Consider the following 15,868-nt stretch of genomic DNA (forward strand, 5'->3'; position numbering starts at 1 on the left):
ACTTGGGCCTGGGGAGACAACACCACCACCCAAACCCACACCCCCGGCGCCGCCTACCCCAACCAAACCATCACCCACGAATACGCCCCCGCCAAAAAACGCCAAATCACCCTCACCACCACCTGGGAAATCTACTACCAAGCCCCCGGCCTACCCAGCGCAAAACTAGACCAAAACCTACAAACCACCTCCCAATCCACCCCCTTCGAAGTCACCAACACCACCACCGTCCTAACCAACGACGCCGAAAAAGAACAAGGCCACTAACACCCACACCAACACACCAAACCAACCCACCACACCACACGCCCTCACCAAAACCCCACGCACACCCCCACTGCGCTGCGGGCAGAAGAAAGGGGGAGCCCACCCATACTGGACTCCCCCTGACGCCGAAGCGTCTACTTCACCTATAAGATGCCTACCTGCGACATTTCCACCTGATATGGGCGCCGCAATCTACCTGCCGGCTCTGCTGCCACACGCCGGAGTGACAACATCGCAGACCGGCCGCAGCACCTCACATCAGCGCAGGTTCGGCTTCCTACTCCTCGAACTTGCCGAGCCCGCAGTCGGCCAGGAACTTGCGGGTAGCAATTGCGTTCGGAAGTGGGAACTTGGGATCGACAGGGTATAGGTCCTGTTCGATGATCACGTACAGTTCCTTGTCCAGATCAGCCAAAGCCTTGACCAGGTCGTGCATTTCGGGTTCGCCCTTTGGCGGGGTTACGGAAACCCCGTGCGCTACTGCCTCACCGAAAGGCCAGCCGTTCTTGCGGGCTTCCTTCAAAATGTCCACGTCCATGGCCTTGATGTGGACGTACCCGATCCGCTCTGGGTAGTCGCGAATAATGTTCAGCGGGTCTTCCCCACCGTAGACCACATGGCCCGTATCTAAGCAGAAGGAAACGTATTCGGGGTTGGTGTCGGCCATCATCCTGTCAATGTCCGCCCGCGTTTCAATGTGGGTGTCCCCGTGCGAATGGAGCTGCAACGTCAGGTTGTAGTCCTCCTTCAGAATCTTGCCCATGTGGTTTAGACCGTCCATGTATGTGTGCCACTGCTCGTCATTTAGGTCGTGATCTTCGGTAGGCTGCCAAGTCTTGTAGTCGATGAACGAGGGCGGAAGGAACACTACGTGTTCAGCTCCCAGAGCGGCATGCAGTTCGGCATTGGCCCGCATAACCTTTTCGGTTTCCTCCCACGTGCCCTTGTCGTAGAGGGCGCCCGACTGGGTGGTGGCGGCAACAACCTTTAGGCCACGCTTTTCAGTTTCTTCCTTTAGCTGTTCGGCAGTGCTCGGGAAGTAGCCGAACGGGCCTGTTTCCAGCACCGAAAACCCAGCTTCTGCCATCTGGTCCAGGGTGTCTAGAGGGGCTATTTGCTTGTCATCTTCTGGGAACCATACGCCCCACGAATCCGGCGCGATGCCTAGGGTCAGCTTGGGGTACTTTTCAGAGTTTGCGAACGTCATTGTTACTCCTTGTTTTGTTGAATGGATTTGCAAGTTTTAGTGGAAGAAGCGAATAGGTGTATTCGCGTTGAGGCCGATTGTTCAACCCGGTTGGGCGTATTTTTTTAGTGTGTTATCCCTCCGCAGCAGGTAGAGTTTTGGTGGGTTTTGCTGGAGCCGGTTCTTTGCCGGATTTTCCGGCGGCAAATTCCCGTTCTAGTTCCTCCAGGGTTTTGTCCCGCGTTTCAGGTAAGTATTTCCATTGGAACAGCAAAGACAATACGTTTATGGCGGCGAAAATGTAGAAGGTTTTTCCGCCGAGGGCGTCCAGAAGAATTGGGAACATGAAGGTTACGATCATGTTCGATATCCACTGGCAGAAGACGGCAACCCCCATTGCTATGCCGCGCACCTTCAGTGGGAAGATTTCCGCCATCATCAGCCAGAAGCAGACCGCGCAGAATGCTTGCATGAAGAATAGGAAGGCTAGCATCAGCACCAAAATTATGATGGAGCGCGCCCAGCTTTGTGGCAAAACCAAGAATGCGGTTCCGAGTAGGATCTGCGAAATAACGATCCCGCTCATGCCGATCATCAACATTTTCCGGCGGTTCATGTATCCCAGCAGCCAGAGCCCGAACGCCACTGACGCTACTGACACCGCGCCGTTGGCAATGGTTGCCACCAAAGAGGCCTGCGTTCCTAGCCCCGTCGATATGAGCACTGTGGGCGCAAAGTACATGATGGCGTTCACGCCAGTCAGCTGAATAACAATGCCGAAGCCGATCCCGATTAGGGTGATGCGGCGTATCCACGGGGTGGCCAAATCTTTTATGGTCCCCTTTTCGCGGGCATCACGCTGTACTAGCGCATCTATTTCTTTTATTTCTGCTTGGGGATCTTCAGTGCGCAGATCCGCAAGTACGTGCCAGGCATCTTGGAGTCGCCCATTTCTTATCAGCCAGCGCGGCGATTCGGGTACAAATAGAACGCCGATAAATAGTAGTGCGGCCGGAATAGCGCATAGTGCCAGCATCCACCTCCACGCGTTGGCTTCGTTGCCCCACTGCCCGATCGCGGCATTCGAGGTGTAGGCCAACAATTGGCCGGTAACGATCATGAGTTCATTTCGCGACACCAATTGCCCGCGCACGTGCGAGGGCGCAAGCTCAGCTATGAACATTGGGATAGTAGCCGAAGCACCTCCGACGCCGAATCCCAAAATAATTCGAAAAACGACCATCACCACCACGTTCGGCGCCAGCGCCGTTCCCAGAGCCCCCACAAAGAAGACCAGGGCCAGTACCTGGGTTGAACGTCTTCGCCCGTAAGCGTCAGAAAAGCGTCCCGTAAGAATTGCCCCGAAGGCAGCTCCAAGCAGCAAGGAAGCGGTTACTAGCCCTTCCGTAAACGGGGTCAGCCCCAGCCCGCCTTTAGAAATCGGATTAGTAAGAAATGGGAGTGCCCCAGAAATAACGCCCGTGTCGTAGCCGAAGGCAAGCGCGCCCATGGTGATAGCTAGAGTTACGATATTGATTTTCCGGCGCGCATGCTGCCTATGAGCTGGGCTATTGAAGTCTATGTTTTGTATGCCTGGAGCCTCGTCCCCGAGTTTCCAAGCGGGCTTTGTTGCAGACATTTAAGCATCTCCTTTGATGACTTTTGCAATCTGAACTTCGTCGTTGACCGCCATGTTATCACGTGATAGCGTTGTGCGTAGTTCGACGATAAAGGAACTCACAAATAGTGTCAAGGCCCAGGTCGGAAACCTTTTTCGTCGCACTTTTTGACCCAATGGGGGGCCAATCGCTCAAAGAGGAGATTCATCATGGCAAACAAAACTATTAAAATCGCACTACTCGGCGCCGGCTATGCAGGCCAATCCCACGCCTTCGGCTACAGGAATGCCGCAATGGACCCCGAGGTAGCAGGAACCAAAATAATTCTGGACACCGTCATCGACGGCAACGAGGAACTCGCCCGCACAGTTGCAGACAAATACGGCTTCGAAAACGTAGCCACCGACTACAAGAAGGTCCTAGAAGAGCGCCCCGACATCGACGCCTTTTCTATTGCGCTACCCAACCGCCTCTACGTAAAAATCGTCCCCGAAATTCTGGCCGCAGGAAAGGCAATCTTCTGCGAAAAGCCCCTCGGCCTCGACGGCAAAGAAGCCCAAACAATGGTAGACGCCGCCCAGCAGGCGGGCACCCTAAACGCGGTAGGCTTCTCGTTCCGCCGCATCCCCGCCCTCGCCGCACTACACGACCTGGTAAAGGACGGCCGCCTAGGCGACATCCACTTCTTCCGGGCAATGTACTACGCAGACTACGCGGCCGACCCCAAGCAACCCCGCACCTGGCGCTACGTGGCAGAACAGTCCGGCGGTGGCGCTCTAGCCGACATTGGCGCCCACACCCTCGACACCGTCCGCTACATAATCGACGACGTCACAGAGGTCTCCTCCGCCCTCCTCGAAACTGTAATCAAGGAGCGGCCCATGCCGGCAGGCGGCATCGGACACTCGCAGAAGGCCTCCGAAACTGAGGTCGGCGAAGTAACGAACGACGATAACGCACTGCTGAACCTGAAACTGAAGAACGGCGCAATCGGCAACGTCACCCTCTCGCGCATCACAAAGGGCACCCCGAACGATTTAGCGATCGAAGTGTACGGAACCAAGGGGCACGCCAAGTTCTCGTCCCTTGCCATGGACCAGCTCATCGTCTACGAGGAAGGCCAAAACGAGGACGGCTTCGACGGCCCGCGCGTCATTTCTGCCGGCCCCGCCATGCCCTACTTCGAATACACCGCCGCAATGCCCGGCCGCGGCGTTGGCACCGGCTACGGCGAAGCCTTCATGGCAGAAATTCAGGAGTTCGTGCGCGCCCTGGTGAAGGGAGAACAGGTTTCGAACCCGTTCTCGGAGGCAATTCCCACCATGAAGGTAATTGCCGCCGCACTCGAATCAGCTGAAACCGGCAAACCGGTTGCGGTCAAGTAGGCGGCCAATCAAATGACTAGCGTGCGCCCCTTCCCTAACGGCAAGGCGCCTCTGTGTAGGCTGTTGTCATGACTGGAAAGGGGCGCCACTACGTCACGCAGGCCGACATAGCCCGCCGCGCCGGCGTGTCCAGGCCGCTGGTATCCCAGGTACTGCACGGGTCTAGGCGAGTTAGCAACGAAAAGCGCAAGCTCATACTGCAAACTGCCCAAGAAATGGGGTACATAGCCTCAGACATTGCCACCTCGCTCGCCGGCAACAGGGCCCACAAGCTCGTAGGCCTACTAGTTAGCTCCCTGGTGAACCCCATCTTTGTGCAGATTTGGAACGGGTTGGCCTCGGTACTGTCGCCGCTCGGGCACCAAATATTAGTAATGGAGGGCGGGGTATCCCCAGATAAGGAAGATGCCAACTTGCGTTCGCTGGTTTCTTTCCGGCCAGACGCAATTGTGCTTGCCGGCTATTCTGGATCTACCAAATCGCTTCTGGCTGCATCAAGATCTATTCCCTTCGTGTCGGTTACGCGCGACATTGAAAAAGAGGGCATAGATTCAGTCTGTTCACACGACACCGAGGGCGGCCGCCTGGCAACGCACTACCTGCTGGGCAAGGGCCACAAACGCATTGCCCACGTGCGTCTGCCCTCCCACATCCCCTACGAAGATAGGCAGGTCTCCTACTACCGCGCCATGGAGGCGGCAGGCCTAACGCCGCAAGTAGTGGACGCAGATTTTGAAAACGGCAGCGGCGCCAACACTATCGGAGAGCTTTTGAATTCGCCTAACTGCCCTAGCGCCTTCTTCTGCGGCAACGATCTGATCGCACTGAAAGTTTTGGACATAGTTCGGGGCAGGGGCCTGCGCGTTCCGGAAGACATTTCGATCATCGGCTTTGATGGCACCGAAACCGCCGCCCGCGCCGGCCTGACCACCATTGACCAGCACCCCTACCGGCAAGGCCAACGCGCCGCAAAAATGCTGCTCGAGCGCATCGAATCCGGTGACGCCGGCGGGCACGAGCTCATTAGATTCGCCCCCACCTTAGTAGAACGCGATACTGTAGCGCCGCCCTCGTGCTAGGCAAGCCCTGGGCAAAACGAGCCACCCATACCATAGCGTGCCACCCAAAAAGCCTTTTTATGCACACGTGTGTACCCAATTAATTTTGTCCGCGTATCACATTTTTGCCGGTAAACACCGCCAGTTGCTGCCATGTTGTAGCATTTATGGGTGATCGCGGTCTGTGGTCGCCGATCTCAGCGGGGTTGCTGACAGCGACTAATAGCCCTGCCTAAAAATGTTTCCCACAGGTCCAGGGAGCCTTTGACTATGAACCAGAAACCGTCCCGTGAAGGCGCAACGCCTTCGGCCGGCCAGGGTGGTAGTGTACCCCACGAGTTTCCCTCGCGTTCCTCGCGCCGCCGCGCAGCACGTGGCTCACATCGCCGCACCCACTCATCCGCACCCGCGGCGGCAGGTGGCAGCGTGCCGGAGCCGCCCGCACCTGAAAAGTCGGTTCCCCCTAAGGCGCGCAGGCGCGGGGCAGGCCGCTCCTTCAAACGCTCCAATACGGCGGCTAAATCCGAAACCCTAAAACCACGCAAGTCACTGCGCACACGCGCCTCCTCGCTTTCGCGCCCCGCCCTGCGCCCCACGCAGGCAGCCAGCCGGAAAACCTCCCCACGCTGGTATTCCACCATGGATCCGCGAGTGGCTTCCTTAGACCAATCACAAAAGGGCCGCATCCACAACCCGCGCCTGTCTATGCGCGACTACGACGACGCCCACGACGCCACCTCGCCCTCGACAACTTTGACGCACCTGCCCGCAATCAAGCCTGTTACAGGTTCGACCCCAATCGTTGGCAAGTCCGCCGCCCGCTCTGCCTCGGGAGCGCAAACTACACCCCCGGGCCCCACCGGTTCCCAAAGTGCCGCCTCGCCGGCCAAGGGGAATCCCGCTAGGGGCAGCCAGGGCGAAGCCGCCCCCATCGCCAGCGCCCACGTTCCCGCGAGGGCGGATACAAGCACGGCCGCGCTAGCTAGCGCCCCTGCAGAAGAGACCGCCCACAAAAACGCCCGCGAGGCCAACCTAGAGGAAACCGAATCCGGCTCTTCCTCGGAATTGAAACGCCAAGAATCGCGCTGGTGGCTAGGGGCCGCAATAGTTATTTGCCTGCTCGCCCTAATTGCTGGGGCCATTTTCGGGTTCTTCAAACTGCAGCGGCCCGATACCGAAAGCCAGGTGCTGCCCTCGGACAAGAAAACTTCCGCCTCCCCAACGGCCTCCCCCACGCCCTCGACAGAGCCCTCCCCGGTACCTACCGTGCGCACCACAGAAGTGCCCTCGGGGCTAAAAGGCAGCTACGATGCTCCTACCGCTACAGGCAGATTGATTGCGATCCCAGGCCAAAAGCCCGCCCCCGAAGGCGAGGGCAAACAGGTGGCCTACAACCTCTCATACGAAGAAGGCATGCCCATTGACTCGGCCGCCTTCGCCGAATCGGTGCACAACACGCTGAACGATTCGCGTTCCTGGCCGGCCCAGGGAATGCGCTTTTCCCGCACCGACTACCAGCCGCAAGTAAACCTGCAGCTGGTCACCCCCGGCACTATCAAGAAACGTTGCGCGGGTACCGTTGACGACGGGTTTGCCTCCTGCCTGGTTGGCAACACGGTAATGCTAAATTCCGACCGCTGGTTCAACTCAGCCGACGCCTGGCACGACGCCGGCGGCAGCGCCGACGAATACCGGGCCTACCTGCTGAATTACTTCATTGGCCTAGCCACCGGAAAGAAGGCTGCCGACTGCCCCGGGCAAGGCGAAGTAGCAAACGTCATGCAATCACAAACCTACGAGTTGGGTGGGTGCAAACCCAACGGCTGGGTCGACCCCGACGCAACGGAAGGCCGGTGACATGGTTCCCTACCTGCTTCAAGAGGGGTTTGCGCACGGGCTTTTACAGGCCGCAGGCGATGGGGTGGCCCCCGACAAAGGCGGGCTAGATCCACTAGCTCTAGCCCGCTGGCAGTTCACCATCACCACCATCTACCACTACATAATCGTGCCGATTTCCATAGGGCTTTCCCTATTCTTGGCGATCTGCCAAACCATGTGGTTGCGCACCAAAGAACGCCACTGGTGGTCGGCCGTGCGCTTTTTCGGCCCCATCTTCGTGGTCACGTTCGCGGTGGGCGTGGCCACCGGCCTAGTTCAAGAATTCCAATTCGGCATGAACTGGTCAGAATACTCCCGGTTTGTGGGCGACGTGTTCGGCACCCCGTTGGCTTTAGAATCACTGTTCGCCTTCTTCACCGAATCAGTCCTTTTAGGGCTGTGGGTTTTCGGCTACGGCGCGCTCTCTCCGCGCCTGCACACGGCCACCATCTGGGGTCTCACCCTGGCGGCCCATCTTTCCGCCTGCTTCATCATTGGGGCAAACTCCTGGATGCAACATCCGGTCGGGGCCGTATTCGACCCGGCCACCGGCCGCGCCGCCCTCGACGGGTGGGCCGGATTTGTTGCGATCATTACCAACTGGACACTCTGGACCGCCATCTTGCACGTGTGCGTGTCCTCGTGGATCGTGGCGGGCGCCCTAGTAGGCGGCATTTCCTGGTGGTGGATGGTGAAGACGCGCCGCACCCACGCCAATGCCGCCCGCCCATCCCCCACTCCGGCCTCGCCCGAGGCTAGCCCGGCCCCGGCGGCAGGTAGCGCAGCGGCAGGTAGTGCTTCGCGAACTTGGCGGCCCCTGGTGCGCTTTAGCGCGTGGGCCATACTGGCTTCTTCTGTGCTAACCCTAATAACGGGACACTTGCAGGGGATTCAGATGGCCACCGAGCAGCCCATGAAGCTGGCTGCGGGCGAGGCCTACTGCAAACCCGTTGAAGGGGGAGCCCCGCTGGCGCTCATTGCTTTCGGGTCAGATTGTTCCAACATCAAAACCTATGGCGCTATCCCCGGCGGCCTTTCGTTCTTAGCCACCGGTTCCTTTACGGGCAAGGTACTGTCGGTACCCGAGATTGAACGTTCCTACCAGGATTATTTCGGCAAGGCCGGCTCTGAGCGCGGCCGCACTGACAGCTACCACCCGCCGTTTATGCTCACCTTCTGGTCTTTCCGCCTGATGATACTGTTGCAGCTGCTAGTGCCCCTTTTTGCCATAGGGGCTCTTATAGCTACGCGCTCGGGCAGAACGCCCCGCAAGGGCCGCCTGTGGGGGCTAGCTTTGCTGCCGCTGCCGTCCCTTGCCGCAGTGGCGGGGTGGGTCTACACCGAAGTCGGCCGCCAACCGTGGATCGTTCACCCCAATTTCGAGGGCGGCAAAACCGACTTGTACCTGCTAACCAACCAGGGCCTGTCACAGGTGGGAGTCTCCCCCACCCAACTGGCGCTCTCGCTGACCCTATCCACCCTGCTGTACCTGCTGCTAGCCGTAGTATGGGCGGTCCTAGTTGCCAAAAAGGTGCGTGCCGGGTTACCCAAGGCGCGCAAACGTCAAAGCCACGCTAGGGAGCTGTCCTTCCAATGATCACCACACTGCAATTCATTTGGTACTTTTTGGCCTGCGCCCTGATGGCCACCACGCTAGCGCTAGTCGGGTTAGATTTGGGGACCGGCCTCACCCTCCCGCTCATAGGCAAAGGCGCAGACGAACGAGCCCTGCTCGGACGCACTATTGCCCCACATTGGGGAGGCCACGAAGTATGGCTCATCGCGTTCGTGTCCTCACTATTCGCAGCATTCCCCGAATGGTACGCCTCCCTACTTTCCGGGCTGCAAACCTACTTCCTACTGCTAATCTTCGCCCTCGTAGTGCGCGTGGTAACCATCGAATGGCGCGAGCAAGTCTCAGCTAAGGTGGGGGCCGCCCTCGACTGGGCACACATCGCCTGCACGGTAGTGATCACTTTCTGCTTCGCAATCATCTTTGCCACCCAACTGCGCGGCCTACCCGTCGAGGTTATTAACACTCGCGGCGGGGCCATAGCAGACCCCTCCCTAATAGACCCAAATGGGCCCGTAAACCCCGACCTGGCGGCCTACGCGCATTCGGTAACCGGATCCCCCCTATCCGCCCTCAACCCCTTCGCACTGGTAGGAGCCTTAGCGCTGCTAATCTACTTGGCGTACGTGGGCGCGGTGTGGGCCCTACAGCGCATCAACTTCGAATGCGAACCCCAAGAGCGCGCTTACACCCTGCGCACCAATCTCTCGCCAGTTGCAGGTATCCTCCTTCTGGCTTGGGCGTTCTGGGGGCAGATCGCTTACGGGCGCAATAAAGCTGGCTGGGCGGTGATCGCCCTACTGGTGGTGGCCGTGGCGGCCCAATTCGTTTTCCGAGGGCGCATCCTCGCCCTGCACGTTGCTTTGGCCACCTCTCCCCTGGTACTAGCTACCGTGTGGGTTTACGTTGCCGCCTACCCTGTGCTGTTGCCGTCCACGGTCAACGAGGCCTACAACCTGACCGTCAACCAGGCCGCCTCATCTGGCCCCGCGCTGGCAGTGCTAGTTGGGGCAGCCGCCGTGGGCATCCCCCTGGCAGGAGTGCTCACCTGGTGGTCGCATCGCACTTTGGGTTCGCGCGTAGATTTCGCCGCCTTGGCTACTCCCTTCGACTAGCCGCACCGATTAGCCGAAGGCCAACCCTGCCGTGTGCCGCAGCGACCTGCCCTAGCGGGGCCTTGCTTCAGCCGGCTTGCCCGAGCCTATTCCGGCTAGCCGGCAGGGCCTTGCCGCCCTAACAACTGGCATCTACTTTTCGCCGAAAAGCCCGCCCGGACTACCGGCGTTCTTCGTACGGGCTTTCAGATTGGGAGGTTTGCGGCCCGCGCGGGGCACCCTTATCTTTGCCGAACTTGTAGACGCAGAAGGCGGTGGTGGCGGTAGCCGCCATGAGTGCCCCAATCAGCACGCTTGCTTTGAGTGCGAAAAAGCCCTGCCCGGTTGCCAGCGAAAGCACCACCCAGTACAGCACAAAGTCGAGGGCAAGAAACCCAGCCGTAAATACAATTGCGTTTTTCACCCCTCGAGTCTAACTAGCACCCCTACCGAGCGCACCCAACTGGCCCTTGCCCGCACTGCCACCGCCCCGCCCTCGTCAATAAGGGGTCCAAATAATGGAACAACCCAAGACTTAAGTCCCAGATAGCTGGTATGTTGCGTACCACACCACAACGTACAAGGGGGTACGTATGGCAGCTCGCTCTAGCCCACCGCTCACAACAAAAGATAAAATTGCAGGCCAAACCGAAGCCATGAATAGGGTTCTAGGACTACCCTCGGTGGTAGCCTACGGCCTAGCTTCGATGGGGTTGCTAGCCGTATTCACCATCTACGGCACCGGGGTGAAGCTCTCGGATGGGCACCTTCCCGCTGCCTACATAATCGCCCTAACCGCAATGCTCCTCACCGCCCACTCCTACGCGCGCATGGCCTGGGCCGTACCGAAGTCAGGTTCGGCATACATGTATGCGCGTCTTTCCTTTGGCCCCTATGCGGGCTTCTTCGTCGGCTGGACAATGTTGCTTGGATACATATTCCTGCCCATGGTGAACTTTCTTCTGACCGGCTTGTATTTGAACACCCTATTCACTTCTATCCCGCCGTGGATATTCACTTTGGCGTCAATAATTCTAGTTGGCATTTTGGCCATGGTTGGCGTCACCTGGGTGGGGAAACTAAACATCGCCCTGGCCGTAGCAGGTAGCGGCATAGTTGCGATTTTTTCTGTACTCGCCTTTATTCACGCCGACCATCTCAGCGCCGAAACTTTAATCGCTCCTATCGCTCCCCAGTCGGGTTCGCTCGGCACAGTAATGGCGGCCGCCGCCGTTCTTTCCTTCGCCTTTTTAGGTTTCGACGGAGTGTCTAACCTTGCTGAAGAAACCAAAAAGCCACGCCAAAATATTCCGAGGGCGATAATGCTTTCTACACTCATTATTGGCATTTTGTTTTTTCTGGTTGCGTGGGCCGGCTCGCAGTTGTACCCAAATTGGCGCGACCTGACTAATCTGGATGCAGCGGGCACAGAAATGATGCGAAAGATTGGCGGGCCCATGCTGGCCACAGTCTTTTTGGCGATCTACATTTTTGGTACGACACTGTGCGGTACGGCAGCGCAAATGTCGGTCTCGCGCGTGCTTTTCACCATGGGCAGGGATCGGGTGCTGCCAATGGTTTTGTCGCGCCTACACCCGCGCTTTAAGACCCCCTACGTTGCTTCGTTGCTCGTCTCTGGGCTTTCGCTTGTATCCCTTCTGCTAACACTTGAGCAGGCTGTTTACATGATCAACTTCGGCGCTTTAGTGGCCTTTGCTGCCGTCAACCTAGCAGCCTTCAAGTATTTTTGGGTGGACCAGAAAAAAAGGGGAATGCGCGCCCTCTTCTCATACCTTTTAGCCCCCTTGGCCGGGTTTGCATTCATCTCCTACCTGTGGAGTTCCCTGGAATGGTTCTCTTACCTCGTAGGGGCCGCCTGGGTGGTCGTAGGCGTCGGCATCCTGGCCTGGCAAACCAAAGGCTTTACCAAACCACCCCCACCCCTGCAGTTAGACGGTTAACCGCAGTGGCAACACTGGGAGCAACCCCGAAGTAGCTGCCGCGGAGGAACTTTCGCCCTCCCTCACCCAGCATCGCAAGAGCTTTAGCACCGTACAAGTAAGTCCTTCTATTGACTTTGCGCCCAGCGCCTAAATGACGAATGGAGTTCAAATGGACCTAATCATTACCGCCCGCAACATTCACACCCTTACCCCCGCCCCGGCAGGAACGAACGCGATATCCGCCCTTGGCATAACCGGGGGCAGGATCGAAAGGGTAGGCACCCGCGCCCAAGCTGAATTGTGGCAGGCCGCAAGCCGTGCGGACTACCTGGACGCCACTATAACCCCGGGGCTAGTTGATGCCCACGTCCATCCTATCTGGGGCCAGCAGATTGCCCGCGGCACCTACCTTGGTAAAGTAACCGGCAGCAAGCACGCAGCCGAATTCTTGTCACAGCAGGTAGGTGAGGTGGCTCCTGGGGAGTGGATTTTTGCGTGGGGTTTGGAACAATCCGCTTTTGGGGCAGACACCCCTTCGGGGGCCGATTTCACTGAGACTTTCCCACACAATCCTGTCTTTGTGATGCTTTTCGACGGCCATGCGGCCCTGGCCAACGCTAAGGCTTTAGAGCAGGCCCACATCGAGGGTGCCGAACCTCTTGCCGGGGCCGGCCAAATAATCGTAGACGAGGCGGGAAAGCCCACCGGTTTTTTGCGTGAGGCGAGCGCTATAAACAGGTTGAAGGAGGCCGCTCCGCCGCTAACTTTTGAGCAAAAAGTAAAAAATACGCTTGCTACTTTGCGGGCGATGGCAAAAAATGGGCTCACGGGTGGCGAGATGTTAGATTTTGACGACCCGCAGTCTTTGCAAGTGCTTGCCCAGATCGAGGCCGAGGGCGAGCTGCCGCTGCGACTACGAGTAGCCCCTTGGGTACTTTCCGGGCATCCTAAAGGCCGGGTTCAACAGATCATCGACATGCAGGGTATAGGCGGGCGGAGGTATTGCGTGCGCGGGGCAAAAATGATGATCGACGGGACTATTGACAACGGCAGTGGTTGGCTTGCCGAACCGGATGCTATGGGCGAGGGAACCCATTCGGCCTACGCAAACACGGATGAGTACTTAGAGTGTTTGCGCGCTTTTGACGCTGCGGGAGTACCAACTTCTACCCACGCAATTGGCGATCGCGGGATTGAGTTTGTGATCGAGGCGATTGCCTCGCTCGGGCACACTTCGGTCTACCATCGCATAGAGCACATAGAAGAGATCACGGATCGGGCAGTTGACGCGCTGGCCAGCACTAGGGTGTCGGCCTCTATGCAGCCCACCCACTGCACCCACTTTTTGGATCCGGATGGGGCCGACGCCTGGTCTAGGCGTCTTGGCCGGGAACGGGCTAAGCGAGCCTTTCGCCTGCGCGACGTGTTCGAGGCTGCCCAGCATTTGGCGCTGGGATCGGACTGGCCGATCGCGAATTTTGATCCGCGCGAGATCATGGCCGACGCCATCAGCCGCAGGCACACGAAGGATCCCGCTTCCCGCCCAATAACCCCTGAACAGGCCCTCACAAATAGGCAAGCCCTGCAGTGTTACACGCGCGGGGTGGCGGGCTCCAATGGCAGCACAGGTGGCCGGATCGCTGTGGGAGAGCTTGCGGATCTGACCATTTTTGCTGCTGACCCGCTGCAGCTAAGCCCCGAGGAGTTGGCCGACGTAGAAATCGTAGCCACCTACGTCGGCGGGCAACGGATTGCTGGAGCGACCGTTTAAATGGCGCCGCAGAGCCACATTAGACCCTTTTAATAGTTGCAAATACAAATAATACACACGTAAATTAGACCTGTATTCTACTCGTATTCCGCAGAAGAGAGAGACTGATGTCGAGCCCATTCACGCCGGATTCGGATCCGAACAGGAACCGCAAAGACGGCAGTACCGAAGAACAGAATGCTTCCCAGAGCCACGCTGACAGCCACACTGGCAGCCACGTTGGCGGCCACCCGAACGCCACCGAGGGCGAGGGCGCGGCCCCCTTCCAAAGCCCTAGTTCGCGCGCCAACACCGAACGCCCCGCAACCGGTTCCACCCCGGCCTCGCCTGCGGGTGCGGGCAACCACGCGGGCAACCAGCAGCCCCCAACGCAGCCGGGCCAGGATTTTAGGCAACCTGGCAACCAGAACTTTACCCAGCCGAACCCCCAGGGCTCCCCGTGGCAAAATCGCGGCCAGCAGTCGGCGCCGGCCAACCAGGCTTGGTCGCCCACGACCGGGGCAAATCACGCCTACCCCGGCGCGCCCGCTCAAAACCGGCAGGCGCCTACAAGCGAGGGAAACTCGTTGAACATAGTGGGCCTAGTGGGCGTTGGGGTAGCCGTATTGGGGCTAGTCTTAGGGTTTTTCAAATCCACCTTTATCTTCGGTTGGATATTGTTCTTTGCCGCGGTCATTTTGACCGTTGTTTCGTTCTTTATGCGCGGAAAGGAAAAGAAGAGCTCTGGGGTGGCAACCATCCTCTCGATCCTGCTTGTTATCTTGCTTTCCATAACTAGCGTCCGAGTGTTGGCAACTGCCCTGGGTGGCATGGACAAGCACTCCAGTGATTATGACTCTGATTATTCCTCCTCTGATTCGTACGATTTTGACGAGGACGAGTCTGCTTCGCCCAGCGAAGAACCGGACCCGAACAGGAAAGGTTCACGCAACAACCCTTACGATTTTGGCACCGAGATCAAGAACAAAGAGTGGACCGTAAAGGTCAATTCCTTCGAGCCTAACGCCAACGAAAAGGTGAGGGATAGGGTTCACTACTACAAGGAGCCGATGCGGGGTCAAAACTATGGTCTGGTGAATGCGACTCTCACGTACAACGGCGAGGACGTGGGGCGCCCTAGTTCCATTAAATTTGCCTTTGTAAACACGAAGGGCAACACCTTCAGCTTCACTCCATATGTTGATAAGGACCCCCTCCTGGACGAGGAGATGTACAAGGGGGCAAGTGTTACCGGTGATATGTACATGTCAGTTCCCACAGAGGCTAAAGGCCTGATCCGTATTCAGGCCGGCTTCACTGACGAGCCAGTATTCATGAAGATACCTGAATAAATAGCTTCTATTTTCCGGCCGGGAATTTCGCAACGCGAGCCCGGCCGGTTTTTCTGCCAAATTGCAGGTCTAAAACTGCGCTTGGCAGCCGGATGCGCGCGTAGGATAGAGGCACTGATCCCGTTTCTGCATGGAGGCAACATGGATCCCCGCGAACGCGAAGTGCGCCGGCGCATGCGTGAAAATGAACTCTATCTTGATTTTGGCCCCGGCCTGGAAGCACTCGAAGAGGCGCGTATTCGCGGTAAGGAATTGGCCGACAAGTACAACCGCACTTCGGCCCGCGACGGTGCTGGGCGCACCCGCCTGCTACAGCGGATTTTTGCCAGGGTTGGCCAAGAGCCGTGGGTGGAGCCTCCCCTGCACGTAGCCTACGGTTGCCACACTTTTTTTGGCGATCACGTGTACGCCAATTTTGGTCTTACGCTCATTGACGATTCTGAAATCCAGATCGGCAACCATGTTTTGCTTGGCCCACATTGCACGCTGGCTACCGCGGGGCATCCGCTAGATCCCGAGCTGAGGGCCACTTACGCGCAGTTTTCTTCAAAGATCACGTTGAAGGACAAAGTGTGGTTGGGCGCTAACGTAACGGTTTTGCCGGGGGTAACAATTGGCGAGGGCGCAGTGGTTGCCGCAGGTGCGGTGGTTAGTGCGAACGTGCCCCCGCGCGTTGTAGTGGGCGGCGTTCCCGCACGCATATTGCGGCCGCTCACCGAAGCTGACAAGACTTTCACCTATCAGCCCCCAAAGGATTTGTAGC

The 15,868-nt window shown here is 58.2% G+C and carries 12 protein-coding genes and 1 pseudogene; 10 read left to right on the forward strand and 3 right to left on the reverse strand.

The window, feature by feature from the left end:
- Positions 1-267, forward strand: a pseudogene (locus G437_RS11385) (hypothetical protein); the annotation flags it as partial.
- 277 nt (positions 268-544) lie between these two features.
- Here the strand turns inward: G437_RS11385 and G437_RS0100010 are convergent.
- Together G437_RS0100010 and G437_RS0100015 are read right to left on the reverse strand one after the other, a co-directional pair.
- Positions 545-1,474, reverse strand: coding sequence for a TIM barrel protein (locus G437_RS0100010; protein WP_024330550.1), 930 nt, complete (start codon positions 1,472-1,474; stop codon positions 545-547).
- A gap of 112 nt (positions 1,475-1,586) precedes the next feature.
- Positions 1,587-3,092 carry a sugar porter family MFS transporter gene (locus G437_RS0100015; protein ID WP_024330551.1) on the reverse strand — a complete coding sequence of 502 codons (1,506 nt, stop codon included), beginning with the start codon at positions 3,090-3,092 and terminating at the stop codon, positions 1,587-1,589.
- 189 nt (positions 3,093-3,281) lie between these two features.
- Here G437_RS0100015 and G437_RS0100020 point away from each other — a divergent pair, with 189 nt between their 5' ends.
- The 5 genes from G437_RS0100020 (at position 3,282) to G437_RS0100045 (ending at position 10,081) form a co-directional block, all read left to right on the forward strand.
- Positions 3,282-4,457, forward strand: a complete 1,176-nt coding sequence (locus G437_RS0100020) for a Gfo/Idh/MocA family protein (RefSeq protein WP_029769094.1) — start codon at positions 3,282-3,284, stop codon at positions 4,455-4,457.
- Between the two features lie 68 nt (positions 4,458-4,525).
- On the forward strand, positions 4,526-5,536 hold the full coding sequence (locus G437_RS0100025; RefSeq protein WP_024330553.1) for a LacI family DNA-binding transcriptional regulator: 1,011 nt from the start codon (positions 4,526-4,528) through the stop codon (positions 5,534-5,536).
- Between the two features lie 249 nt (positions 5,537-5,785).
- Positions 5,786-7,372, forward strand: a complete 1,587-nt coding sequence (locus G437_RS0100035) for a DUF3152 domain-containing protein (protein WP_081638862.1) — start codon at positions 5,786-5,788, stop codon at positions 7,370-7,372.
- Between the two features lies 1 nt (position 7,373).
- The gene (locus G437_RS0100040) at positions 7,374-8,990 is read left to right on the forward strand and encodes a cytochrome ubiquinol oxidase subunit I (RefSeq protein ID WP_051141842.1); all 1,617 of its coding nucleotides are present in this window, start codon (positions 7,374-7,376) and stop codon (positions 8,988-8,990) included.
- A complete protein-coding gene (locus G437_RS0100045) occupies positions 8,987-10,081 on the forward strand; it encodes a cytochrome d ubiquinol oxidase subunit II (protein ID WP_024330557.1) in 1,095 nt (364 codons plus the stop codon). Before G437_RS0100040 ends, G437_RS0100045 begins: the two co-directional genes overlap by 4 nt.
- Positions 10,082-10,241: 160 nt before the next feature.
- On the opposite strand, the gene G437_RS0100050 is transcribed toward G437_RS0100045, so the two are convergent.
- Positions 10,242-10,484, reverse strand: coding sequence for a hypothetical protein (locus G437_RS0100050; protein WP_024330558.1), 243 nt, complete (start codon positions 10,482-10,484; stop codon positions 10,242-10,244).
- A 169-nt stretch (positions 10,485-10,653) separates the two neighbouring features.
- On the opposite strand from G437_RS0100050, the gene G437_RS0100055 reads away from it, so the two are divergent.
- The 4 genes from G437_RS0100055 (at position 10,654) to G437_RS0100070 (ending at position 15,867) form a co-directional block, all read left to right on the forward strand.
- Positions 10,654-12,021, forward strand: a complete 1,368-nt coding sequence (locus G437_RS0100055) for an APC family permease (RefSeq protein WP_024330559.1) — start codon at positions 10,654-10,656, stop codon at positions 12,019-12,021.
- Between the two features lie 151 nt (positions 12,022-12,172).
- Positions 12,173-13,774, forward strand: coding sequence for an amidohydrolase (locus G437_RS0100060; RefSeq protein WP_024330560.1), 1,602 nt, complete (start codon positions 12,173-12,175; stop codon positions 13,772-13,774).
- A gap of 107 nt (positions 13,775-13,881) precedes the next feature.
- Entirely contained in the window at positions 13,882-15,105 is a 1,224-nt protein-coding gene (locus G437_RS0100065) for a DUF4352 domain-containing protein (protein WP_024330561.1), read from the forward strand.
- 141 nt (positions 15,106-15,246) lie between these two features.
- Positions 15,247-15,867: a sugar O-acetyltransferase gene (locus G437_RS0100070; protein WP_024330562.1), complete on the forward strand. Its 621-nt coding sequence runs from the start codon at positions 15,247-15,249 to the stop codon at positions 15,865-15,867.
- The last annotated feature ends 1 nt before the right edge of the window (position 15,868 follow it).

It is taken from the genome of Winkia neuii subsp. neuii DSM 8576, assembly GCF_000420405.1.
In the GTDB taxonomy this organism is placed as follows: Bacteria; Actinomycetota; Actinomycetes; order Actinomycetales; family Actinomycetaceae; genus Winkia; species Winkia neuii.

Excerpts from the sequence above, each read along its gene's own strand:
- G437_RS0100045 (WP_024330557.1), top strand. The coding sequence starts at position 8,987 with ATGATCACCACACTGCAATTCATTTGGTACTTTTTGGCCTGCGCCCTG.
- G437_RS0100035 (WP_081638862.1), top strand. The coding sequence starts at position 5,786 with ATGAACCAGAAACCGTCCCGTGAAGGCGCAACGCCTTCGGCCGGCCAG.
- G437_RS0100025 (WP_024330553.1), top strand. The coding sequence starts at position 4,526 with ATGACTGGAAAGGGGCGCCACTACGTCACGCAGGCCGACATAGCCCGC.
- G437_RS0100015 (WP_024330551.1), bottom strand. The coding sequence starts at position 3,092 with ATGTCTGCAACAAAGCCCGCTTGGAAACTCGGGGACGAGGCTCCAGGC.
- G437_RS0100070 (WP_024330562.1), top strand. The coding sequence starts at position 15,247 with ATGGATCCCCGCGAACGCGAAGTGCGCCGGCGCATGCGTGAAAATGAA.
- G437_RS0100010 (WP_024330550.1), bottom strand. The coding sequence starts at position 1,474 with ATGACGTTCGCAAACTCTGAAAAGTACCCCAAGCTGACCCTAGGCATC.
- G437_RS0100065 (WP_024330561.1), top strand. The coding sequence starts at position 13,882 with ATGTCGAGCCCATTCACGCCGGATTCGGATCCGAACAGGAACCGCAAA.
- G437_RS0100060 (WP_024330560.1), top strand. The coding sequence starts at position 12,173 with ATGGACCTAATCATTACCGCCCGCAACATTCACACCCTTACCCCCGCC.
- G437_RS0100020 (WP_029769094.1), top strand. The coding sequence starts at position 3,282 with ATGGCAAACAAAACTATTAAAATCGCACTACTCGGCGCCGGCTATGCA.
- G437_RS0100055 (WP_024330559.1), top strand. The coding sequence starts at position 10,654 with ATGGCAGCTCGCTCTAGCCCACCGCTCACAACAAAAGATAAAATTGCA.
- G437_RS0100040 (WP_051141842.1), top strand. The coding sequence starts at position 7,374 with ATGGTTCCCTACCTGCTTCAAGAGGGGTTTGCGCACGGGCTTTTACAG.